The sequence below is a fragment of the Rufibacter soli genome, assembly GCF_054781795.1.
In genome coordinates this window covers 1707433-1731052 of record NZ_BAAGTS010000002.1, presented here as the reverse complement: position 1 = coordinate 1731052, position 23620 = coordinate 1707433, and the positions used below count along the sequence as shown (strand labels likewise).

Here is a 23620-nt window from a genome sequence, read left to right as displayed (position 1 = left end):
GCTCTTAAACGGCCACCGCGTTTTCGCGCAGCGCATCGTTCAAAGAAGTCTTTAAGTCAGTGCTTTCTTTCCGTTTGCCAATGATCAGGGCGCAAGGCACCTGGAAATCGCCGGCCGGGAATTTCTTGGTATAGGAACCAGGTATCACCACGGAGCGCGGCGGCACGTAGCCTTTGTATTCTACGGGCTCTGGTCCGGTTACGTCAATGATCTTAGAGGAACCGGTAATGCACACGTTGGCGCCAATCACGGCCTCTTTGCCAATGTGGCAGCCTTCCACCAAAATACTGCGCGAGCCAATAAAGGCCCCGTCTTCTACAATCACCGGAGCCGCTTGTACTGGTTCCAGCACACCGCCAAGGCCCACGCCACCGCTCAGGTGCACATGCTTGCCTACCTGGGCACAGGACCCTACGGTGGCCCAGGTGTCTACCATGGTTCCCTCGTCTACGTAGGCACCAATGTTAGTATAAGAAGGCATTAAGATAGCGCCTCTGGCAATAAAGGAGCCGTAACGGGCCAGCGCATGGGGTACTACCCGCACGCCTAGGTCCGCAAAACCCCTCTTCAAGGGAATCTTATCATGGAACTCAAATGGGCCGGCCTCAATGGTCTCCATCTGCTGAATGGGAAAGTACATAAGCACCGCTTTCTTCACCCACTCGTTTACTTTCCATTTGTCCCCGTCGGTAGGTTCAGCTACGCGAATCTCGCCCTTGTCTAACAGCTGTACCACGTATCTGATGGCCTCCTGGGTAGGGACCTGGCTCAATAACGACCGGTCTTCCCAGGCGCGCTCTATGTTTGCTTGTAGTTCGTTCATTTTTTCAAAGAGAAGAATAAGAGGCCAAAATTATTAAATTGTCACGATGATTCGAAAACGAATTCTGCTGGCCTCTTTTCTGAAGCCGGTCACCGATGCGCGCCTGTACAAAAAAATTGGGCAGAGTCTGGCCAAACTCCCTGAGCTGGAGGTGCATATGGCCGGCTATGCCGCTCCCTTGCCCGGCAAGCAAGAGGCCGAGTCCGTTTCCTTCCATCCCATTTTTGATTTTAAAAGACTTTCGGCGGGCCGAATCACCGCCCAGGCCCGCTTCTGGAAACTGCTGCAAAAAGTAAAACCTGACCTGTTGATCATTGGCACGCATGAATTGTTGCCCCTGGCCTGGGTGTATTGCAAGCTCCACTCCTGCCGACTTATCTATGACGTGCAAGAAAATTATTTCCTGAACCTGACCACCCAGGGCGTGTACCCAGGCAGGGTGGGAAAATTGGCCGGCCAGATGGTGCAAGGCTATGAAAAGCTGTTTGCCCAAGGGGTAGACCATTTCTTTCTGGCTGAAACTTCCTATGCCAAAGAACTGCCTTTCCTGGGTAAGCGATATACAGTGGTCCAGAATAAATTCCTGCCTTCTTCTACCCTTTCTACTGCATCGGCTCGGGTCCTTCCGGTTACGCTCATGGCAGCCTCTCCCCTGCGATTGTTGTACTCGGGTACCATCTCCCGGCTGTACGGGGTACTGGAGGCTGTGGAGTTCACACGTCAACTAAGAGCCTGGGTGCCTGACGCGCAACTCACTATCATTGGCTATTGCGCCGACCAACATTTTCTCCAAGAATTAAAGGAGGTGATTGCGCCTTTGCCCTTTGTGACCTTAATGGGCGGGTCCACCCTGGTGCCTCATGACCAGATCCTGGCCAAGGAGCAAGAGCACCATTTGGGTCTATTGCCGTATCATCCTCACCCCAGCACCGCCCGCTGCATCCCAACCAAGTTATTTGAATACCTGGGCAACGGGTTACCAGTGATTACTAGCCCTAACCCGCTCTGGCAGGAATTGATGACAATAGCCGGAGCTGGCATAGCCCATGATTTTTCTCAGGAATTATCCGCGGCCACCGTAGAAAAAATTCTAACCCAAACGTATTACCCTAACGGCATTCCAGGCTGGGTGAACTGGCAAGAGGAGGAAACCAAGGTACAACAGGTGGTAAAAACTTTGCTAAATTTTTAGCTGCCCACAAAAAATAATTTAGACTAACCTAAACTTTTAAATTTACACACGTATATTTGAGCAACTATGGCAAAAGAATTAAGAAACTCACGTATTGCTGGCACGGGCCACTATGTACCTGAACGGGTAGTGAAGAACGCAGATCTGGAGAAGCTGATGGACACCTCAGACGCCTGGATTGTGGAGCGCACCGGTATTCATGAACGTCGCTATTTTGAGCCTGGCAAAGACACCACCGCCAACATGGCCGCCAATGCCGCCCGCAAAGCCTTAGAGAAAGCGGGCCTGGAAGCCAAAGACCTGGACATGATCGTGTTTGCCACCCTTAGCCCAGATTATTTCTTCCCTGGCTCGGGCGTGCTTTTGCAGCGTGAACTGGGCATTTCAGATATTCCGGCCTTTGACGTGCGTAACCAGTGCTCTGGTTTTATCTACGCCCTTTCCCTGGCCGACCAATTTATTAAAACCGGCATGTACAACAACGTGCTGGTGGTAGGTTCTGAGATCCATTCCTCGGGACTGGAGTTCAATGACCGGGGCCGGTCGGTATCGGTGATTTTTGGCGATGGTGCCGGGGCGGCAGTCTTGACGCCTTCTAACAGCTTAGATAGCGGTATTTTATCTACCCACCTGCACGCGCAGGGCGAGTTTGCCGAGGAATTGGCCGCCATTAACCCTTCCAGCAACCTCAAGGAACGGCTTACCCATGAGATGATTGATGACGGCAGCATTTTCCCGTACATGAACGGCAGCACCGTGTTCAAGCATGCCGTAACCCGCTTCCCGGAGGTCATCAACGAAGCCCTGAACGCCAATAACCTTACCGCCGAGGATTTAGACCTGGTGGTACCGCACCAGGCCAACCTGCGCATCACGCAGTTCATCCAGCAGAAAATGAAGTTACCGGACAGCAAGGTGTTCAGCAACATCCAGAAATACGGAAACACCACTGCCGCCTCTGTCCCTATTGCCTTGTCTGAGGCCTTTGAGGAAGGTAGAGTGAAAGAAGGGGATCTGGTTTGTCTGGCGGCCTTCGGGAGTGGGTTTACCTGGGCTTCTGCCTTAATTCGCTGGTAACCTTATGCATAGTACCGCGGAAGAAAACTACATAAAAGCCATCTACAAACTGTCTGGTGGCGGAAAAAGCGCGGTCAGTACCACGGGGCTTTCTGAGGCGCTGGCCACCAAGCCGGCCTCAGTGAGTGACATGTTGCGGAAACTGAGTACTAAAGACCTGGTGCATTACGTGAAATACCATGGCGTTCAGCTTACCGAGGAAGGCCAGCGCGTTGCTCTGAAAATAATCCGGAAACACCGCCTTTGGGAGGTGTTTCTGGTTCAGAAGCTCCACTTCACCTGGGACGAGGTGCACGAGGTGGCAGAGCAAATGGAGCACGTGAAATCAGAGCTCCTGATTCAGCGCCTGGATGCCTTTCTGGGGCACCCGCGCATTGACCCCCACGGCGACCCCATCCCCTCTGAGGATGGCCAACTGCGCGAGGTAGAGCAACGGCCTTTGGCTGAACTGCAGATTGACCAAAAAGGGATTGTCTCCCGGGTGAAAGATGCCCAACCGGCCTTCCTGCAGTACCTTAACCGGGTGGGCATCCAGATTGGTACCCACCTACAAGTAATGGATAAGATTGCCTATGATAACTCCCTGGAGATAAGCATAGATAAATCAAAGTCCGTCATCCTGTCTTCAGAAGTGCTGGAGAAGATTTTCGTCATCTACCCATGAGTTGCGTTTCGGCCCTGATTTTATGAAAATAGCCTTAAAACGCATATTGCTGTTGTTGCCTCTGGCCCTTCTCCTGGGCCTGGCTGGCTGTACTTTAAAGGAAACCAACGGTGCCAAGGCTCGGCAGCAGGGCAAGAAATATATTGTCACCACTACCAGTATCCTGCGTGACGCCGTAGCCAACATTGTAGGTGACGCCGCCGTGGTAGACGCCTTGATGGGAGCCGGCGTGGACCCGCACCTCTACAAGGCCGCCCTAGGCGATCTACAGACCCTGCGCGACGCCGACGTGATCATCTACAACGGCCTGCACCTGGAAGGCAAGATGGGCGAAGTATTAGACAAGCTTTCCCGCCAGGAAACAGTCTGGGCCGCGGCCGAAGGAATTCCTGAGAACCGCCTGCGCCGCACGCCCCAGTTCCTGGACAGCCACGACCCGCATATCTGGTTTGACGTGCAGCTCTGGCGCCTGGTCACCCAGCACCTCTCCCAGAAACTGCAGCAGTTTGACCCGGCCAACGCTTCCGCTTACCAAAATAATACCCAACGGTACCTAGCCCAGCTGGACAGCCTGCACCAATGGACCAAAGCAGAAATTGCCTCTATTCCTGCTCAACAGCGCATTTTGATTACGGCCCATGACGCCTTCGGCTATTTCGGGCAGGCGTACGGCATTCAGGTGAAAGGTCTTCAGGGCATATCCACGGTGTCTGAGTTTGGTCTGCAGGACGTCTCCTCGCTGGTAAACTTTATAGTGGACCGGAAAGTGAAGGCCATTTTCGTGGAAAGCTCCGTGTCGCAGAAAGCCATTCAGGCAGTGCTGGAAGGTTGCCGCCAGAAAGGGCACGACGTGAAGCTAGGCGGCACGCTATATTCTGATGCTTTGGGCGCCCCTGATGGCCCCGCCGGCACCTACATTGGCATGGTGCGGGCCAACGTGCAGAAAATTTCCAAATCGCTGAAGTAATATGCTGATTCTTTCATGTGCTCTGGTGCTTTTTTTTGATGTGGAATTTTGAAAATGTGGAGATGAGAAGATGTTGAAGGACGATGGCCTAAGTGATTAAAGTTGGTCAGCGAATGGCTCCAGACTTCGTCCTGGTGGAAGGATGATGAGAAGGATTATCGTTTTAAAGCCGTTTTTCTAAAAACAGGCCTAAAACGCTTTGAATGAATTGATTGAGAAGACATGCATACTCTGGTTCCTTTTACCCTTTGGAGTCTTGCTATTTGATACTTGTGTCTTAAAACTATGATACAACACGTGAATGATCCGGTGCTGGAGGTGCATGACCTCACGGTGAGTTACCAGCGTAAGCCGGTGCTGTGGGATGTGGACCTGACCCTGCCTTCGCAGGCCTTGGTGGGCATTATTGGGCCTAACGGGGCCGGTAAATCTACGCTTATCAAAGCCATCATGGGCCTTTTGCCCCTCAACAGTGGGTTTGTACAATTGTTCGGGCAAAGCCTGGACGAGGTACGCAAACGCGTGAGTTACGTACCGCAGCGTGAGTCGGTGGACTGGGATTTCCCGGCCTCGGCCCTGGACGTAGCCATGATGGGGACCTACGGGCAATTGGGTCTTTTTAAAAGGCCCGGTGCCAAGCAACGCCAACAAGCCATGGAGGCGCTGGAGAAAGTGGGCATGCAGGATTTCGCTAATCGGCAAATCTCCCAGCTGTCCGGTGGGCAGCAGCAGCGCGTGTTCCTTTCCCGGGCCCTGGCCCAGGACGCTGACCTCTACCTCATGGATGAACCTTTTGCCGGCGTAGACATCGCCACTGAGACCGCCATTATTGAATTATTGCGCCAAATGCGCGAAGACGGCAAAACCGTGGTGGTGGTGCACCATGACTTGCAAAGTGCCCAAGATTACTTTGATTGGGTGATTCTCCTCAACATGCGCCTGATCGCTTCGGGCCCTACCAACACAACCCTCACCCCTGACCTATTGGAGAAAACCTACGGGGGCCGCCTCACAGAGCTCAGCCGCGTGAGCGAGCTGCTACACAAAAAGAATTTTCCCATTAGAGAAACCAAACCGGTCCGCAAATGAACACCCTCTGGGAATTCCTGAGCATGCAAGACGCCAACGTGCGATTCGTGACGTTTGGCTCCATCCTGCTGGCGGCCAGTTCGGCGGTGGTAGGCTGCTTTACTGTGCTCCGGAAACGGGCTCTGGTAGGCGATGCCGTGGCCCATGCCGTACTGCCCGGCGTCTGCTTGGCCTTCATGCTCACCGGCCAGAAAAACCCCATTGTGCTCTTGATCGGTTCTTTTATTACGGGCTGGCTCTCGCTGGTGGTTATTGACGTGATCACCACCAAAAGCCGAATCAAGGAAGATACCGCCATTGGCCTGGTGCTGTCGGTTTTCTTCGGGATTGGGGTACTGTTCCTTACCTCCATCCAGCATTCGGGCAACGAGAACCAAAGCGGCCTGGACAAGTTTCTCTTCGGCAGTGCCGCCGCGCTGGTGGGCCGGGACCTGTACACCTTTGGGGCGGTGGCCGTGCTGCTTCTTTTGAGCGTTATTCTCCTTTACAAAGAATTCAAGCTTATCTCGTTTGACCTGGCCTATGCCCGCACCATTGGCTTGCCCGTGCGCAGACTGGAACTTCTCCTCACTACGCTTACCGTATTGGCGGTGGTAGTGGGCATCCAGTCGGTGGGCGTGGTGCTGATGTCGGCTATGCTTATTACTCCGGCCGCTGCCGCCCGCTTCTGGACCGACCGCCTGGGCATTATGGTGGTAATTGCCGCCACCATGAGTGCTTTCTGCGGGGCTGCCGGTGCTTTTGTCTCTTTCACTGCCCCCGCCATGCCCACCGGTCCCTGGATTGTGATGCTCCTTTCCTTCCTGGCGATTTTTTCCTTTGTCATGGCCCCTAAAAAAGGACTGCTGGCCAGGTACCTACTTCAGCGCCGGGTACGCCGCCAGATGATGCGCGAGAATATCCTAAAGACGCTTTTCCTCTTGGGAGAAAACACTGGAAACTACCAACACAGCTATTCCAACCAGCAGATCAGGGACCGGCGGCAGTTGCCCCTGGCCAAAATGCAGGACGGCCTCAAAACCCTTACTGCCCAGGATCTGGTGCAGAAAAGTGCCCAAGGCTGGGCGTTAACCGAAGCCGGAAAAAAAGAAGCCCAACGAGTAGTCCGCCTGCACCGCCTCTGGGAACTGTACCTCACGCAGTACCTGCATGTGGCCTCAGATCACGTGCATGAAGACGCCGAGTCCATTGAACATGTGCTCACTCCTGAACTGGAAAAACGGCTGGAAGAATTATTGGACTATCCCACCGCCGATCCGCACCAAACCTCCATTCCGCAAAGCTCATGAACCTGGACGCCTTCTGGATTATCCTTACCGGCTCTCTGGTAGCCATTTGTTGCAGCCTGCTGGGCTGTTTCCTGATCCTGCGTCGCATGGCCATGGTGGGCGACGCCATCTCGCATGCCGTGTTGCCGGGTATAGTGCTCGCCTTCCTGTTCAGCGGCACCCGTGAAGTCTGGACAATGTTGCTAGGCGCCGCTACTCTGGGCGTGGCCTGTACCTTCCTCATTGAATTTCTGCACAAAAAAGCCCGCGTGCAAGCCGATGCCTCTATTGGGGTAACCTTCACCTGGCTTTTCGCGCTGGGCATAATCCTGATCTCTGTGTATGCCGGCAAGGTAGACCTGGACCAGGACTGCGTGCTCTACGGCGAGATTGCCTACGTGCCTCTGGACATCTGGCTCACCGAGACCGGGCTGAATCTGGGACCCCGCACTGTCTGGATGATGGGCGGCGTGCTACTGGTGATCCTGGCCTTCGTCACCGTTTTTTACCGCCAACTTTACCTCACCTCCTTTGACCCCGCCTTTGCAGTGGCCATTGGCATATCCACCATGGTGTGGTATTACCTGCTCATGGGCGCCGTCTCCTTGACTACGGTGGCGGCCTTTGAATCTGTGGGCGCTATTCTAGTGGTTGCCTTTCTGGTAGGTCCGCCTGCCACGGCCTACCTCTTAACCGATGACCTAAAGCGCATGTTGTTTATATCGGCAGGGTTAGGTGTGGTGGCTTCCGCGCTTGGGTTTTATCTGGCGCTTTACCTGAATGGGTCCGTGGCAGGGGCTATCTCTGTTATTATAGGGCTGGAGTTTTTACTGGCCTTTGTATTTTCGCCCAGCCATGGGTTGGTTTCAAGAAGGAGAAAGGTTGGGGTGGTAGTAGAAGGGTAATGGGAAATTTTTTCTTCTTCCCCTTCAATCGGTTTCTAAAAGTTTCCCTATAAATTCCTGTCCCGCCGTTGGTGTTCCTAGGGGCCAAAGAAAAAGACTACATTCCAATTTAATCTTGTGCACGCATTCCCGCCTGCTGCTGGCATGGTCTTTTTCGCCGTTGTTGGTGTTCTCACCAACGACTTAGGTTGCCCCTCAATTGCAAATCCTTTTGCACGAATACCCCCCTGCTGCTGGCGTAGTTTCTGCCTTCGCCTTAAGCCCTTATGCTTTATAGTTTCATGGTTTCCCTCCGAGCGCTCACGGCCGCGAGGCCCCGTCTTTCCCCCTCGCACTGCCCTTGCGGCCGAGTTGTATTTTTTCTCTTAGCGAAGCTATTACAAGGCCACAAGCGAGGCGCTCGAAGTAAAGACTGGAATTGAGGGAATGCGTGATGGATTTTCGGGGAAATGCGTTTTGGGCTGTTGGCGTTTTAGGCATGTTTTTCGAAAATCATGCTCAAAACGTAATACCGCATACTAAACGCTGACTCCCCCTTGAGGGTGGGCGCAGGAGGGTGTTTACACCAGTTGAAAAAATATTTTAGCTTCTGTAAATACTATCCTCCTTGTAGAAATCGCCATCCATTGGAATATTACACAAGACTTCACCTCCTTAAACATCATCCTTTTCCTTGATAATCAGTACCTTTGCATACTCAAGTATTATTTCTTACCCCAAAATGCATTTCCTTCTATTCCTCAGTTGCTTATTTCTTTTCCCAAACTCTCTTTCTTCAACTGAAGCATCAAAACCCAAACCCGCTACTGAGTCATCTACTGAGAAATTGCAGTGGCTCACCTTGCCTCAGGCATTGGAGAAAGCGAAGAGTCACCCTAAGAAGATTTTGATAGACGTGTATACTGATTGGTGCGGCTATTGCAAACGTATGGACAAGCAAGTGTACCAGCACCCGGAAGTGGTAGCCAGATTGAACAAGGACTATTACGTGGTGAAACTGAATGCCGAGCTGCGGGACCCTGTGGCTATTAATGGCAAAACGTACCGTTATATGCCTGAATATAGGGCCCATGAACTGGCGCTTTCCTTGCTTAATGGCGAGATGAGCTACCCTTCCACCGTCTTCTTGAATGAGAAGCAACAGGTAATGGAGCGGGTACCTGGCTTTATACCACCCAAAGACTTTCTGCGCGCTTTGGCGTATCTTTCGGAAAAATAGGCCCTAAACGGCTTTTGCGTACCAGGAATTTACAGTTTTGATACCTTCACTCCTCGCTAAAGATACCATTATTGCGCTGGCCACCGCGGCTGGGCACGGCGCCATTGCCATTATCCGTTTATCGGGCCCCGAGGCCATTTCTATGGTGCAGGGGGTTTTCAAAGGCAAGAACCTGCAAAAGCAACCGTCCCATACTTTACATTTTGGCACCATCAGGGACGAAGAAAAGATCTTAGATGAGGTGGTGGTGTCTTTGTTCAAGGCGCCAGCCTCCTACACCAAAGAAGACGTGGTGGAAGTGTCGTGCCACGGCTCCCCATATATTACGGAGCAGCTCCTAAAGCTTTTTCTGCGCAAAGGCGCCCGGCTGGCCGAACCCGGTGAATTCACCAAACGCGCTTTCCTGAACGGGCAGTTTGACCTGGCCCAAGCCGAAGCTGTCGCCGACCTTATTGCCTCTGACTCGGCGCTCACCCACCAGGTAGCCATGAACCAGATGCGCGGTGGTTTTTCCGCTGAAATAAAAGCGCTCCGGGCCCAACTCATCCACTTCGCCTCCATGATTGAACTGGAGTTGGATTTCAGTGAGGAAGACGTAGAGTTTGCCGACCGCAGCGCGTTGCGTAAACTTATTTCGCAGCTACAAAAGCTTATTTCAGACCTTTTGCAGTCATTTGAGATGGGCAATGTGCTCAAGAATGGCGTCCCCACGGTCATTGCGGGTAAGCCAAATGCCGGTAAATCTACCCTGCTCAATGCCTTGCTCAACGAAGAAAAAGCCATTGTCTCTGACATACCCGGTACCACCCGTGACGTGATTGAAGACGAAGCCATGATTTGCGGCCTGCGCTTCCGGTTCATTGACACCGCCGGTTTGCGTGATACTCAGGACACCGTGGAAGCCATTGGCGTCGCCCGTACCAAAGAACAACTGAAGAAGGCGGCCTTAGTGCTGTACCTGTTTGACGTCACCACCTCCACTCCCGCAGAACTGGAAGCCGAAATCGCTGGCCTGCAGGTAGGAAATATTCCAGTCTTGTTCCTGGGCAACAAAAAAGACTTGGCTACGCCTGAACAATTGACTCAATTTTCTACCCTTGGCAACCTGGTGCTGCTCTCGGCCAGCACTAAAACCGGTTTAGAGGAATTAAAACAAACGCTGTTGGACCAGGTACATGCGAATGAGGCAATCACCGGAGATCGCACCATCGTGACCAACCTCCGTCACTTTCAGGGACTTAAGAAGACTGATGATGCCTTGCAGGAAGTCCTCCAGGGCCTGGACAATGGCCTAACCGGTGACTGGTTGGCCGCAGATATTAGAAGGGCGTTATTTTACCTGGGAGAGATTACTGGTGAGATCACCACGGATGATTTGCTTGATAATATCTTTACCAAATTCTGCATCGGAAAGTAGGCGTTAACTTTCTAATCACTAAAAAAAAGCCGCTAAGGGAAATTCCTTATCGGCTTTTTAGTGATTAGATAATCTCATTCAAAAGTGGGGCAAAATTTGATACTACAGGACTCCCATCCATTTCCTACCTCCCTATTAGTCGGCTGTTTTCTGGTCCATCACATCGTCCTCTTTTGAAATATTGCTTTTCGCAACCTTCGCGGCAGCCTTTAGGCGCGCTTCGTTTTCTTTCCTTTCCTTGAATTCTTTTTGGCGCTGCTTCTTTTGCTGGTCTTCTGATCTGGTCCCCATAGTTTTACCTTTTTACAGTATTCAACAAGGAGTTAAGATACAATTCCTTCCTCATAATAAGTTGGCCTAACCTACAAAATTCACCCTCTTCTTTCATCCCCTCAGTGCCCCCCATCTTTGCCTCCTAGAATTACTTAATGACAACCGGTAGTTCACGGAATAAGGATGGATTGAGTTAAAGGAATAACCTCAACGAACCTTTGCACGGTACCCGAGTGAAGCCTACCCTCCAATGGAAAAGCATATAAGTTACCTTACAGGCTTGTTTTCACTACCGTATAAATTTTACACACCTTCGGTTTATTACATAAATAGCGCGGCAACTGCGTTATCTTCAACCTTTTGCGAGATAACATAAGAGAAGGCCCGTACATTGGTTTTAAATGCCCAGTGTGTAGCGTTGACAAGTGGACAATGGAGAAATGTGATTCTATTCTATCGGCTTTATTGGCTAAGGTAGGAGGCTACCGTGAGCCAGAAGACCATCCAACGCTCTCCCTGGATATTGCCTGTGAACTCCAACTTCCCTTGGTAGATGTGCTAAATTTAGCCAAGAACCTGGCCGAAGAAGGGTTGGTAAAGATCAGTCCGTTATACAACCCGCCGCTTCTTTACCTTACGTTTGCCGGCCTTTCCAGGGCCCGTAGGTTAGCAGTGGCTTGTTACCTTTTTCTTGGCACCGGCAGTATATTTTCCCTGTAGAAGCTACTAAGCTGTTACTCTTTTGCGGGTTTTACTTCATTTTTGGGCAACCTGATAAAGAAGGTAGTGCCTTTGTTTTCCTCGCTCTCAAACCAAACTACTCCTTTATGCCATTCCACTATGGTTTTCACAATAGACATGCCCAACCCAACCGACTGTTCTCCCTTCAAGCCGGGCCGACGGGCTTCGGTAAACTTGTCAAACAGGGTGGCTTTGAACTTTTCAGGAATACCTATGCCGGTGTCTGCTACCTTCACCAGCACGCTATGGCCCTCATCTTCTACGCTTACAGAAATCCGTCCTCCGTCTGGGGTGAATTTTAGCGCATTAGAAATAAGGTTGGTCAACACCTGCAAAAACTTGAGGTCGTCCAGTTCCAGAAAAATTTTCTCGCTGGAGGAAAAGAAATCCACCTTTTTCCCAAGAAGCTCACCTTTTGCCCCCTCATACTCCTCCATGGCCTCCCTCAGTTTTTCTACCATGTTCACCCTTCTGGTCACCACCTCTATTTTGGAAGACTCCAGAAACTCCTGGTCCATGAACTCCCGCAGCAGGTGCGCGCCTTGTTTGCTGCTTCGCTCTATAATGTGGATCATTTCTAGGGAGTCTTGGGTTGCCGTGGCATATAAATCCTTGGCTAATTGCGCCGAAAGGCTGTGAATGATGCCCAATGGGCCAGCAAGGTCATGGGCCAGGATATTAAGGAAGGAATTTTTCTTGTTAGAGAATTTTTTGAGGTGATCATTGTAGAGCCGCTGTGCGGTAATGTCTTCTGCGTGGCCCGCAATCAATTTACGGCCGCCCTCTTGCGCCAGTACAGCTGGGTGGAGGCATACCCACTGTTCTTCCTGGTCTGGAAACTGGATCCTGAACTCCAGGGCTTTGGACTCCCCCCGATGCAGTAGCTCTTTGAGCCTTTCCTGCACGTACCCCTGGTCTTCCGGGTGAACTGTATGTAGCAAGACCTCAGGGTGGGTTTTGATCTGGTGCAGGGCGAAGGCCTTTCTAAAAGCAGCACTCTGGAAAGTAAACTGATGCGTACCTAAGTCATAGGCAAAAAATGCCTGTGCTGTTTGCTCAATCAAACTTTGGTAAAAGTCTGGGTCAGTGTTCATGGGTGTGTTTGAGATAGTAAGGCGCTTGTGGTGAGGCGTTGGTCAATTGTACCGGTTTTTATGCTTAAAAGTTTAGCGGCAGGTTCTTACCCCTAACCATCCTGTCTCTGCCCCAATGCTTTCTTCCAATACGACTTTTGTGTGAACCTCTGGAAAAACCATGGGCCTAAAAAAAAAGCCGCCCTGAAAAATCAGGGCGGCTTTTGACCTATCTTATTTAGTGCTTAGAACCCGCTTACGTTCAAACGGCCGCCAGTTACGCACTTACCAGACAGAGAAGCAGTTGGCACTGCGCTGCTCAAGATGGCGTTTTTGATGGCAGCAGCGGTTGCACCTGGGTGGGAGGCTGCATACAGCGCCACGCCACCGGTTACGTGCGGAGTTGCCATAGACGTACCGTTGTAAGAAGACAAGGTATTGAAGGCAGTAGAAGACCAGATACCAGAACCTGGGGCTCCAATGTCTACAGTTGTGGCACCGTAGTTAGAGAAGGAAGATCTGGCTCCGGTGTTAGTGATAGCAGCCACGGCAATGATGTTGGCGTTGGTCATGTTAGATGGGTAGCTGGCTACGGCATCATTGTTATCACCTACTCCATCAGAACCACCGTTACCGGCGGCGGCAACGAATAGGATTTCCTTAGCGTTAGCGCGCTCTACTGCATCATACAAGGCTTGGGAGAAGCCACCGCCACCCCAAGAGTTGTTAGAGGCAACGATGTTCATTCCATGACGGTTTTTCAGGTCAGTGAGGTAATCTACGGCTTTAACTGCGTTGGCGGTATTACCACCTCTGCGGCCCAGGAACTTACAAGAGATCATGGTCACGTTCCAGTTCACTCCTACTACGCCTGTACCGTTGTTTTTAGCTCCAATGGTTCCGGCCACGTGTGTACCGTGGTCATCTGTTCCGCCGCTGGATCCGCCGTCATACACCTGGCTGTTGTTCCCGTCAAAATCCCAGCCGTTTACATCATCAATGTACCCGTTGCCGTCATTGTCAATACCATCTACTTTGTCATAAGGGTTCACCCAAACCTGTCCCTGGAGTTCAGGGTGGGTTACTTGAATACCCTCATCTATAATCCCTACTACCACAGAGGCAGAACCGGTATTACCGGCAGCCCAGGCTTCGGCGGCCTGGCTACCATACTGGTTGGCCGGCGAGGAAGCATCACCGTACATGCCCCAAAGGTTACCGTTGGTGAAGTACGTATCTGTTGACGCAGCCTGGTGCTGGTAGATGTAGTTTGGCTCAACGTACTCAATGTTACTCTCACCTTTCATCTTGCCAATTGCCTCTAACGCTACCATGGGGGTATGGACTAGCGTTAGGCCCTCATTGTCGCCCATTCTTTGCATGGCTTTGGTAAGGATCTTTTCCTTTACGCGTCCGCTAATGCGGGCCAATACCGCTGATTTCACATTATCAGACACGCCAGCCTTGAACTTAACGAGCACTTCGTTAGGCTCCATCTCCAGACCGGCAGATTTGGCATCCTGCGCCTGTTGCGCGGCAGATACCTCTTCGGTTTCCATTAATTGATCAGTCTGGCAGCCTGTTAAAAAGGCAACGGATAGTGCGGCAGCTGCCATGGCAGACTTACCTACTGTAAGATACTTTTTCTTCATGTTAGTGTGGTGTGGTTAGGTTAGTGATTAATGTTGATCTAATTGACGAAATATAAATATGAATTTAAAGGAAAGAGTAGCCGAAAAAGTAACATCTCAAATGCAAGCAAAAATTGAAAGTATTCAAATAGTAACCCTGTATTTAGAAACTCTGTATAGGTTCACTTATAAAAATCAGCCCCAAATCTTATAGAGTTGTAACAATAGTTTTTTATCTATATATACCTATAACTTGGTATTTGTTCTTCCAATTCCCCTTATGGTGAAGCCATTTTTGTGGTTTGCTGGCTTTAGGTTAAAGGAATACTTAAAGCTCTCATTCTGCAGCAGACACTCTTTGGCAAGCGAGGAAATCAACCAGGAAAACCACAAATCCACTCATAACTAATTGTTGATTAGTGTTTTAAGCACGTTTTCTTAAAAACGTGCTTAAAACAGATGGGCGGGCACGAACACTCTTTCTGCTATCTGGCCTACCTTATGTGTTGGCTTTGCAGAGCATTCTACATTTACTTTAAGGCCTTTAGTAGCTGACAGAAATTGTAAAGAAAGCCTCATTACTATTTATTGTCTATATTATAAAGAGAAGCCTTTGCCTTGCCTTTTTCCAATAGGTGTCTTTTTATGGCTATGCAAGAGAGAACATTTGCAGCTAATACCGTGGGTCTTTCTGAAAAGGGAGTTTGGCCATTTTCTCTATCTCCAGGCTAGGGAATCCGAACTCCTCCACTACTTTGCCTAAGAGCAGGTACACGCCATTGCCTTTGAACGGCCAGGCCTTTAAGCTCTGCGGAAAATGCACCGTGTCAAAGAAATCGCCGGCAGCATCCAGGAACGTACCAAACTGCATGGCCTCGCCCCGTATGGTGCGCACGTACTTGGTGGCCACCAGCACGCCTATCAGACGCACCTTCTGCCCCACAAAGGCGGGCAGGTCTTTGGCCGGCACGTCGCCGCGCTCAGCGGTTTGCAGTAAGTCAAAATAGGTGCAGGTGACCGGAAACCCCAATAGCTCCATCTCATCATAGGCGTCTTCTACCAGGGTGTGCGTGAGGGTGGGCAAGGTGAAGGTTTTTACGGGCAGCTGGAAGAGTAACTCACTAGCGGTCTGCTTGGGTTGGTGGCCAAGGTGTAGATGCGCCTCCCAAAGCAGGGACTTCTTGTCTTTTTGAGTGAACCGAAGCGCCTGGATGCGGGTCAGGACCAACAACTGTTCCAAGGAGGTCTGGGTGCGGTGTATAAATTCCTCCAGCCCCGTGTAAGGCCCATTCTCTTCCCTTTCCGCCACAATCTTAAAAGCCACTTTCTGCTCCAGGTTCTGCACGTGCACTAACCCCAAGTACACGTTAGTGCCAGAGAGCGATGTATAGTAGCTGCTCTGGTTTACGCAAGGCAGGTGCAATGTGCCACCCGCTTTCTGGGTTTGCTGCACATACACCCACGTGCGGTAAAAGCCCCCGAAGTTGTTGATTACCGCCACCATGAACTCCAGGGGGTAATGGGTCTTCAGGAACAGGCTCTGGTAACTCTCTACGGCAAAGGACGCCGAGTGCGCCTTGGAGAACGAGTAACCCGCAAAGGACTCTACCTGCCGCCAGACTTCCTTGGTAATGGCCTCTGGATAACCTTTGGCCCTGCAGTTGTCAAAGAACTTGTCTACCAACTTCTGGAACTCGGCCTTAGACCGATATTTACCGCTCATGCCACGGCGCAGGACATCAGCGTCTGCTAGGTCCAGCCCCGCAAAGTGGTGGCAGACCTTGAGCACGTCCTCCTGGTAGACCATCACGCCATAGGTTTCCCCCAGTTGTTCGGCCATGACGGGGTGCAGGTGCTGTATCTTATCTGGGTGGTGGAATCGCTCAATGTAGGCTTTCATCATGCCGCTCTTGGCCACGCCCGGCCTTATAATAGAGCTGGCCGCCACCAGAGACAGGTAATTGTCGCAGTGCAGTTTGGTAAGCAGCCCCCGCATGGCCGGACTCTCAATGTAAAAGCAACCGATGGTGTCGCCGGACTTGAGCTGCTCCTTTACGCGCTCATCCTGCTTAAACTTTGCTACTTCATGCGCATCTACTTTTATGCCCCGGTTCTGCTGCACCAACTGCACGCATTCTTTAATATGCCCAATGCCGCGCTGGCTCAAGATGTCCAACTTCTCAAAACCGATGCTCTCGGCTACGTACATGTCCCACTGCACGGTGGGCAGGCCTTTGGGCGGCCTATCCAGGGCAGTGTAGTTGTAGATAGAGTCTTCAGAGATGAGTACGCCGCCCGCATGGATGGAGCGCACATTGGGAAAATCCTGGAGCAGTTGGCCGTACCGGAAAATCTCTTTGGTGAGGTGGTTAGCGTTGCCGGGAGCCTGTGGCTGTTCCACCAACGCGTCTAGCTCGGTTTTGGGCAGGCCGTAGACTTTACCCAGTTCGCGCAGAATGGAGCTCTGCTGAAACGTGACCATGGCTCCCATCAAAGCCGTGTGCTCCCGCCCGTAGCGCTTGAAAATATAATCTAGGACCTCGTCTCGCTCGTCCCAGCTGAAGTCAATGTCAAAATCGGGTGGCGAGGTGCGTTTGGGGTTGAGGAAGCGCTCAAAGTAAAGGTCCAGCTCAATGGGGTCTACATCAGTGATACCCAGGCAATAGGCCACCACGCTGTTGGCCCCGCTGCCCCGCCCAATGTGGTAGAAGTTGCGTTTCCTGGCGTAACTGATGACATCTTCGGTGATGAGAAAGTAGGCGCCAAACTGTAGTTTCTCAATGATGTCTAACTCATGCTCTACCCGCTGCTTGGCGACCTTGTTGCTGGCGCCGTAGCGTCGCCCGGCTCCATCCAGGGCCAGTTTTCTCAGGAGCACAATGTCTTCCTGAGCGGAGGTAGTGAAGTAGAGTTTGTTGCGTCGTTTGGCAAAGTCAAAAGAAAACCTTGCCTCGCGCGCTAGTTCCTGGTTGTGCTTGAGCAGCTCTGGGAAGGAATCGCCTTTCCGCCTGATACTATCTACTTCCTGAAAACAAGACTCTTCGGCCAAGCCGTGGCCCAGGTCCAGTTGGCTAAGCAAAATATTGTGGTCAATGGCGCGCAGGTGCCGGTGTAGGGCCACTCCTTCCTGGTTCTTGCAGGTAAAGAGCGGGTAAAGAACCAGCCGTACGCCTTGCTTGCGGAGGTCTGAGAACAGGAGTTGGTTTATCTGGGAAGGCCGCACGCCCACGTATTCATTGTCATGCAGCGGGCGCTGGAGTTCCTGACCCCTGACAAACGGAAAGATGATGTAGGCTTGCTCAAACGCCGGCGGCACCAGGGGCAGCGTCTGGTGCGCCAGCAGATAACCACTCAAAAACTCATTCAGCTCTCTAAAGCCCTCCTGGTTTTTGGCGATGCCCGTGTACACCCATTTGCTCCCCACCCTAAACTCAATGCCCACCACCGGTTCAATACCCTGCGCTACACACGCCTGCACAAACGGAAATACCCCCGAAGTGCTATTAATATCCGTCAATGCTAAGGCACTATACCCATTTGCCCGGGCCTCGGCCACCAGTTCCTCCGGCGACAGCGTCCCGTAACGCAGACTATAATATGAGTGGACGAAGGCTAACATTTAATTAGTATCAGGTTGCGCGTATCAAGTAGCGCGATTGCTATTTAACATAGTTTTACAAATAAGAACAAGCCTACTCGCGCATATCCATGACACTAGCTTTTTGGCAGCACTGGTTCTTTAAATAGGAGCTGGCAGGCAGACCAGATGACTTTACTAAAGCCGCTGGTTTTAGCCCGTTTTTGGAAAAACACCCTCGAAATGCATTCGCGCAGTTTCTTCTTCTTGAGGGAGTGGATGCTGGAAAGTAGGTTCAGTTGGGTAGGCCTCATTTCTAAAATGGATGCTACTCCCCTTCCAAGATTCTGCTGCTATCGTTTTGGGGCTGTTTTGCAGAAAATAGGCTTAAAACGCGCTTTATGCAGTTAACATCTGCCTTTCTAACTCGCGCACAAGGTTCTTTCAGGATGACAAAATGGGTACTGGTTTAAAGATAGATCCAGGCAAGAGCGGGCAACTTTCTGAGTAAGAACTAAGTGATGACCTTTGCTCCATTCGCTCTTTCGGAGTTCTACTCCGGAAGTAAGCGGCCGGGGAGTTCTACTCCCCTTCTTTTGCCCGGTGGCTCCCGACGGAGTAGAACTCCGTAGCAGGTAGTTGCGAGAGTAGAATTCCCGAAAAGCAGGGAAAGCAGGAAGCCGGTAGAAAATAGTGAAAGTTGTGAATGGAAAAAGTAGCCACACAAATGATCGCCTGCTCTAAAGACCTCGTAGCGTCCGGAGGACCTGCGAGCGTCTGTGCCAATACCGATCTCTCGCCCTTCTCTCTCCCTCCAGAAAGAAGAAACCTGTTTTTCGTTTTGGGGCTGTCTTATAGAAAACGAGCTTAAAACGCCTATTCCCTATTCCCAAATCTTCAAATCTCCTCATCCTCAAATCTCCACATCCCACTAACACATCAGCACATCTAACAGGTAGCACATTATGTGCCCACAGCCCGCTTTACCGCCTCGCCGCCGTAGCGGAGCCTGATCCGGTCCATGGCTTGGTAGAGGCTGGCCAGTTCTGTGGTTTCCTCAAAAAGATCTATCTGCTGGAAGCCCTGTACCAGTTGGCTCAGCCGCACGCCCAGCAACCGGATGAGCAGCCGGCGGTTGTAGAGTTTCTGGAACAGCTCTTTGGCTTTTCTGATGAGAATGTGGTCTGAGGCGTTATAAGGGATGGAGATTTGCTGGGTAAGGGTGTCAAAGTTGGCGTACCGGATCTTGACTGTGATACAGCCCGCCAGTTTGCCCTGTTGCCTGAGGTCATAGGCCAACCCCTCGGTCATGGAAACCAGCAGACTGTTAAGAAAGACCAGGTCTGTTGTGTCTGTGCCGAAGGTTTTCTCTGTGCTAATGGACTTTTGCTCACTGTACGGCACCACGGGGGCACGGTCAATACCATTGGCTTTCTCCCAGATGTGCACCCCCTCCTTGCCCAGTACCTTCTGCATCATCTCTACGGGCACCATGGTGAGCACCTCAATGGTAGGAATACCCATGTTGCGCAGGAGCTGATAGTTCTTCTGCCCAACCCCCGGAATTTTCTTAATAGAGAGCGGCGCCAGAAATGTCTTCACCTCCTGGGGGCATACCTGTAGCGCCCCGTTGGGCTTGGCCTGCCCGGTGGCAATCTTAGACACCGTCTTGTTCACTGACAACCCGAAGGAAATAGGCAGACCTGTTTCTTTTATGATAGTGCTGCGAAGCTCGTTCGTCCATTTCCAGGTGCCCACAAACTTGTCCATGCCGCTCACGTCCAGGTAGTGCTCATCTATAGACGCCTTTTCATAGAGCGGGGCCTTGTCGGCGATGACCTGGGTCACATCTTTAGAATACTTGCTATAAGCCTCCATGTCGCCGCGCAGGACAATGGCCTCGGCGCAGAGTTGCCGCGCCATTTTCATGGGCATGCCGGCATGCACGCCAAAGAAGCGGGTCTCATAACTACAACTGGCCACTACCCCTCGGTCTGAGAGGCCGCCAATGATAATGGGTTTGTGCTGGAGCTGGGTGTTGCGTAAACGCTCTACTGACACAAAAAACGTGTCCAAATCCAAATGGGCAATGGTGCGATTGTCTGTTACCAACATATTCTTCCGGGAAAAGCTAAAACCAAGAGCCTTTAAAAAGCTAATAATGTTAGCAAATACGGAAGATAGATATAGAAAAGCTAAATATATGAGAACTATTTATTCACATATTTACTAACATATTTAGCAATACAACCTTATAGTACTAAGGAAATAGGCAGACTTAAGGAAGCAAAGAAGGCTAAAACCGCAGGAGGCGAGGTCTCTAACCAGCAAACTACACTAGTCGGCTACGGGACAAAAGCCTTTTTGACCTGTTTTTGAATTTGCTGGAACCAGAAAGAGATTGAAAGCCGTTTCGGGCCTGTTTTTTGAAAAATAGGCCCGAAACGCTATTTGGAGTTGAGAACCGGGGCGACGTAATTGCCGAGGATGCTTTCATAGTCATCAATGGCCATCACCGTTATTTGCCGGGCGTCATATGGCTTAAGCACATGGTACCATTGTTTTTCTTCCAGGCGGTCATTCAGCCAGATTTCCTCGGCTTGCGGGGTAAGGATCACGGGCATGCGATCATGGTAAGGCTCTACGGCGGCATTGGCCTGGGTAGTGATGATAGAGAAATACGGTGCCAGCTCCCCAGTATCAGGCATGAGGCTTTCGCGCCACAGACCGGCCAACCCGAAAGGCTCCTCATTTTTAAGGGTGAAGCGGTATTTCTGTTTGTGGGGCTTTGCTTTTTTGGCCCGGCTCTTCTCCTCTTTGCTACGGATAGGGTTCCCGAACAGGTCCAGCCCCAGGTTAGCGGGTGCCGGCGCATCGGCAGAAGTCTCCTCTATTTCGTCGTCCAGTTCTTTCCACTCAAAGAAACCGTCTATGGGAATAATGCACCGGTGGTCTGGCAGCAGCGCCTTGAACCGCGGAATGTAGAGTAGGTTTTCCTGCCGCACGTTAAACGGAAGCGTGGGCTTTCCGTCTGGTTCTTTTTCTGGGGAGGCCCAGGTAGCCAGCATGGCCCTGGCGGCATTTGGGATGATGACCGGTAGCTTCTGCGAGGGCCGCGCATCAAAATTGGGTTCAAAGGCAAGTCCTTCCAATTTGGCGGCAAACCGGTGTTCATGGGGTACTTTCTTTTTACTGAAGGAATAGCGGCCACACATCTGCGTTCACGGTAAAGTTCTGCTAAAGGTATACGAAAAGTGAAAGCCTTGGTGTGTTTTAGAGGTGTTTTCCGAAAAACACCTCTAAAACACACCAAGGCTTCCGGAAGATGACTGGGTGCATACTAGCCGGCACTTGGTTTGCGCAGAGCACCAAAGTAGCCAGCTTAAAACACCCCACCTTCTTTTAGTGCACCACAGGCTTACCAGCTTCTTGCCAGGCCTTAAAGCCCCCGTCCAAGTGGGCCACGTTCTGGAAGCCCATCTTCTTCAAAGTGGCCGTTGCCAGCGCCGACCGTCCGCCGGAGGCACAGTGCAGGATCAGTCTCTTATTTTTGTCAAATACTGGTTTGTAGTAAGGCTGCGCAGGATCAGCGTGAAACTCAAGCATACCCCGGGGCACATGTACAGAACCAGAGATTTTCCCATTCTGCGCCAGTTCCTCGCTTTCCCTAATGTCAATCAACGTGGCATTGCCCTGTGCTACTTCTTTGCTTACCTGTTCAGGGGTGAGGTTCTCAATTTCCTGTTTGGCTTCTTTCACCAGATCAGTGGCTGTTTTCTGCTCCATGATTTTGGCTTGTTAAAATTTGAATCATCGTTTACCATTTGCTATTGTATTCCAGGAGTAAAGGGAAAATTGGCCGCTAAGCTGGATTACACCTGGAAAAGTAAAATGGCCAGTAATCCCATTAATTTCCATAGAGGGAAGCCCACGTTAGAAAACCAGGCGGCAACCCTTAAAACCGAAGGCGGCCAGAAGTATCCTTCCAGCCGCCTTCGGTTAACTATATACATCTTTATTGTCTCCAGGTAAGGTTTGTCAAGGCAATGGTGTATTCCTTAGGCGTAGAACTATACATAAAGGAATAGCTGAGAGGATAGTAACCAGGCTGCTGATAAGCGGACGGCTGCGGGATAGGAATTTCCACGTTAGGCTTGGTTTGCAGGTACGCCAAGGTAAACATGGGTTCATGGAAAATGAATTTGCCCTGGTAAGACCCCAAAATCATGGTTCTGGTAAAGGTCTGGCCATTGTATTGTGGCTCATTCAGATCTCCCCAGTGCACGCCCATGGCCGGAACAATGCCGGGATCCATCACATAATGCCAGGGAACATACTGGGCCGGAACGGCAGTGTCAAAATTGAAGCTTCCAGGCATGCCCGGGTCCATGCCTGGGATAGCCATCACTTCATCTTCTGGAATCATGTAGAAATGCAGGTCAAAGTGCGGAAGAGTATAAATGCCCATAGGTGGGTGCCCCTCAGGGTTCCAGTCAAGACTCACAAACTCATAGAGCGTAGCGTCTGCCTGCTTAGGTAACCTGAGCGTAAACATCTTGGGCTCCATGCCCAGGTTATCTACCGCCCTGGCAGAAATGTTCACCCCAATAGCCGTAGGCTCTCCCTCTTCATTAACGGACAGCCAGGCCCGGGCCACTCCCTGCCCCATGGGCGTGGCCGGTCCATAGAAGGTCTTCTCCTTGTGCTTGCTGAACAGGTCTTGGGAGGTAACGGCGCCAGTTGGCTCCACCACTTCCTGCTCACTACATGCGGCCGAGAAAAGGATCAAACTCCCCATCAGTAACTTGGCCATGAACTTTGGATAGCGTGCAATTTTTTCCATAAGTGTAACAGCTTTTAAGAATGAATAAATGGGGGATGGTGATTTAAAGGAATAAAATTTACCTATTTAAATAACATTTCCAATATTATTTTGAACTTTAACATTTCATCTCTTGGCTAATTGCTGCAACCTTCAAGGATTGCTTTCTGTTATTGGCCTTGGCCATCACAAAATTTAGGGCATAAAAAAAGCCCGGCAAATTGCCGGGCTTTTCTATTGGTATGAGCAGGAAAGCTTATTTCACTTTCTCAACAATTCCTGTGAAAGCTTCTGGATGGTTCAAAGCTAAGTCAGCCAAAACCTTACGGTTCAGGTTGATGTTGGCTTTTTTCAAACCGCCCATCAACTGGGAGTAAGACAGACCGTTCATACGGGCTGCGGCGTTGATACGCTGGATCCAAAGAGCTCTGAAATCTCTCTTTTTCGCTTTTCTATCGCGATATGCATAAAGCAAACCTTTTTCAACCGCGTTTTTGGCTACTGTCCAAACGTTTTTTCTACGACCAAAGTAACCTTTGGCCATTTTCATTATTCTTTTTCTTTTGTGGCGGGCCGCCACAACGTTTACCGATCTAGGCATTTCTGAAATTTTTTGAGGCTGGTGATTTCGGTTTAATTCTTAGTTACCAGTTCTCGTTGAAACAATAATTAAATTGATTGGGTTAAGACGCAAGCATTCTTTTCACGTTCGCCTGGTCAGCTTCGCTAACTAAACCAATGTGAGTCAGATTTCTCTTCTGCTTGGTGGTCTTCTTGGTCAGGATGTGGCTTTTGTAAGCGTGTTTACGCTTTACTTTGCCAGTACCTGTCAGGGTGAATCGCTTCTTAGCCCCTGATTTGCTTTTCATCTTTGGCATTTGG

21 protein-coding genes are annotated in these 23620 nt (G+C 50.9%); 10 read left to right on the top strand and 11 right to left on the bottom strand.

Annotated features, from left to right (window positions below):
- Positions 1-4: 4 nt before the first annotated feature.
- Entirely contained in the window at positions 5-823 is an 819-nt protein-coding gene (locus ACYVJQ_RS09125; protein WP_460892764.1) for a 2,3,4,5-tetrahydropyridine-2,6-dicarboxylate N-succinyltransferase, read from the bottom strand.
- Between the two features lie 46 nt (positions 824-869).
- On the opposite strand from ACYVJQ_RS09125, the gene ACYVJQ_RS09120 reads away from it, so the two are divergent.
- The 9 genes from ACYVJQ_RS09120 (at position 870) to mnmE (ending at position 10621) form a co-directional block, all read left to right on the top strand.
- Complete coding sequence (locus ACYVJQ_RS09120) at positions 870-2015, top strand: glycosyltransferase family protein (RefSeq protein ID WP_460892763.1); 1146 nt, start codon at positions 870-872, stop codon at positions 2013-2015.
- 66 nt (positions 2016-2081) lie between these two features.
- Entirely contained in the window at positions 2082-3092 is a 1011-nt protein-coding gene (locus tag ACYVJQ_RS09115) for a 3-oxoacyl-ACP synthase III family protein (RefSeq protein ID WP_460892762.1), read from the top strand.
- 4 nt (positions 3093-3096) lie between these two features.
- The gene (locus tag ACYVJQ_RS09110; protein ID WP_460892761.1) at positions 3097-3756 is read left to right on the top strand and encodes a metal-dependent transcriptional regulator; all 660 of its coding nucleotides are present in this window, start codon (positions 3097-3099) and stop codon (positions 3754-3756) included.
- A gap of 22 nt (positions 3757-3778) precedes the next feature.
- Complete coding sequence (locus tag ACYVJQ_RS09105; RefSeq protein ID WP_460892760.1) at positions 3779-4723, top strand: metal ABC transporter solute-binding protein, Zn/Mn family; 945 nt, start codon at positions 3779-3781, stop codon at positions 4721-4723.
- Positions 4724-5008: 285 nt separating this feature from the next.
- Positions 5009-5812 (top strand): metal ABC transporter ATP-binding protein, encoded by an 804-nt coding sequence (locus ACYVJQ_RS09100; RefSeq protein WP_460892759.1) that lies wholly within the window; start codon positions 5009-5011, stop codon positions 5810-5812.
- Complete coding sequence (locus ACYVJQ_RS09095; protein WP_460892758.1) at positions 5809-7101, top strand: metal ABC transporter permease; 1293 nt, start codon at positions 5809-5811, stop codon at positions 7099-7101. Before ACYVJQ_RS09100 ends, ACYVJQ_RS09095 begins: the two co-directional genes overlap by 4 nt.
- On the top strand, positions 7098-7985 hold the full coding sequence (locus ACYVJQ_RS09090) for a metal ABC transporter permease (RefSeq protein WP_460892757.1): 888 nt from the start codon (positions 7098-7100) through the stop codon (positions 7983-7985). The genes ACYVJQ_RS09095 and ACYVJQ_RS09090 overlap by 4 nt, the downstream gene beginning before the upstream one ends.
- A gap of 721 nt (positions 7986-8706) precedes the next feature.
- Complete coding sequence (locus ACYVJQ_RS09085; RefSeq protein ID WP_460892756.1) at positions 8707-9204, top strand: thioredoxin family protein; 498 nt, start codon at positions 8707-8709, stop codon at positions 9202-9204.
- 37 nt (positions 9205-9241) lie between these two features.
- A complete protein-coding gene (gene mnmE / locus ACYVJQ_RS09080) occupies positions 9242-10621 on the top strand; it encodes a tRNA uridine-5-carboxymethylaminomethyl(34) synthesis GTPase MnmE (RefSeq protein ID WP_460892755.1) in 1380 nt (459 codons plus the stop codon).
- A 135-nt stretch (positions 10622-10756) separates the two neighbouring features.
- Here mnmE and ACYVJQ_RS09075 read toward each other — a convergent pair whose 3' ends face one another.
- Positions 10757-10912 (bottom strand): hypothetical protein, encoded by a 156-nt coding sequence (locus tag ACYVJQ_RS09075; protein ID WP_460892754.1) that lies wholly within the window; start codon positions 10910-10912, stop codon positions 10757-10759.
- Between the two features lie 414 nt (positions 10913-11326).
- Here ACYVJQ_RS09075 and ACYVJQ_RS09070 point away from each other — a divergent pair, with 414 nt between their 5' ends.
- Positions 11327-11614, top strand: coding sequence for a hypothetical protein (locus tag ACYVJQ_RS09070; RefSeq protein ID WP_460892753.1), 288 nt, complete (start codon positions 11327-11329; stop codon positions 11612-11614).
- 14 nt (positions 11615-11628) lie between these two features.
- Here the strand turns inward: ACYVJQ_RS09070 and ACYVJQ_RS09065 are convergent, their stop codons facing one another.
- From ACYVJQ_RS09065 to rpmI, 9 genes are all read right to left on the bottom strand, one after another.
- Positions 11629-12729 (bottom strand): PAS domain-containing sensor histidine kinase, encoded by a 1101-nt coding sequence (locus ACYVJQ_RS09065; RefSeq protein WP_460892752.1) that lies wholly within the window; start codon positions 12727-12729, stop codon positions 11629-11631.
- Between the two features lie 224 nt (positions 12730-12953).
- Positions 12954-14360 (bottom strand): S8 family peptidase, encoded by a 1407-nt coding sequence (locus ACYVJQ_RS09060; RefSeq protein WP_460892751.1) that lies wholly within the window; start codon positions 14358-14360, stop codon positions 12954-12956.
- Positions 14361-15012: 652 nt separating this feature from the next.
- Positions 15013-17958, bottom strand: coding sequence for a DNA polymerase III subunit alpha (locus ACYVJQ_RS09055; protein ID WP_460892750.1), 2946 nt, complete (start codon positions 17956-17958; stop codon positions 15013-15015).
- Between the two features lie 921 nt (positions 17959-18879).
- Positions 18880-20031, bottom strand: a complete 1152-nt coding sequence (dinB, locus tag ACYVJQ_RS09050) for a DNA polymerase IV (RefSeq protein ID WP_460892749.1) — start codon at positions 20029-20031, stop codon at positions 18880-18882.
- 332 nt (positions 20032-20363) lie between these two features.
- Positions 20364-21131: an SOS response-associated peptidase gene (locus ACYVJQ_RS09045; protein ID WP_460892748.1), complete on the bottom strand. Its 768-nt coding sequence runs from the start codon at positions 21129-21131 to the stop codon at positions 20364-20366.
- Between the two features lie 187 nt (positions 21132-21318).
- Entirely contained in the window at positions 21319-21702 is a 384-nt protein-coding gene (locus ACYVJQ_RS09040) for a rhodanese-like domain-containing protein (protein WP_460892747.1), read from the bottom strand.
- 229 nt (positions 21703-21931) lie between these two features.
- Entirely contained in the window at positions 21932-22759 is an 828-nt protein-coding gene (locus ACYVJQ_RS09035) for a DUF5602 domain-containing protein (RefSeq protein WP_460892746.1), read from the bottom strand.
- Between the two features lie 235 nt (positions 22760-22994).
- Positions 22995-23339, bottom strand: coding sequence for a 50S ribosomal protein L20 (rplT, locus tag ACYVJQ_RS09030; protein ID WP_460892745.1), 345 nt, complete (start codon positions 23337-23339; stop codon positions 22995-22997).
- An 82-nt stretch (positions 23340-23421) separates the two neighbouring features.
- Complete coding sequence (gene rpmI / locus ACYVJQ_RS09025) at positions 23422-23616, bottom strand: 50S ribosomal protein L35 (RefSeq protein WP_048920338.1); 195 nt, start codon at positions 23614-23616, stop codon at positions 23422-23424.
- Positions 23617-23620 lie beyond the last annotated feature (4 nt).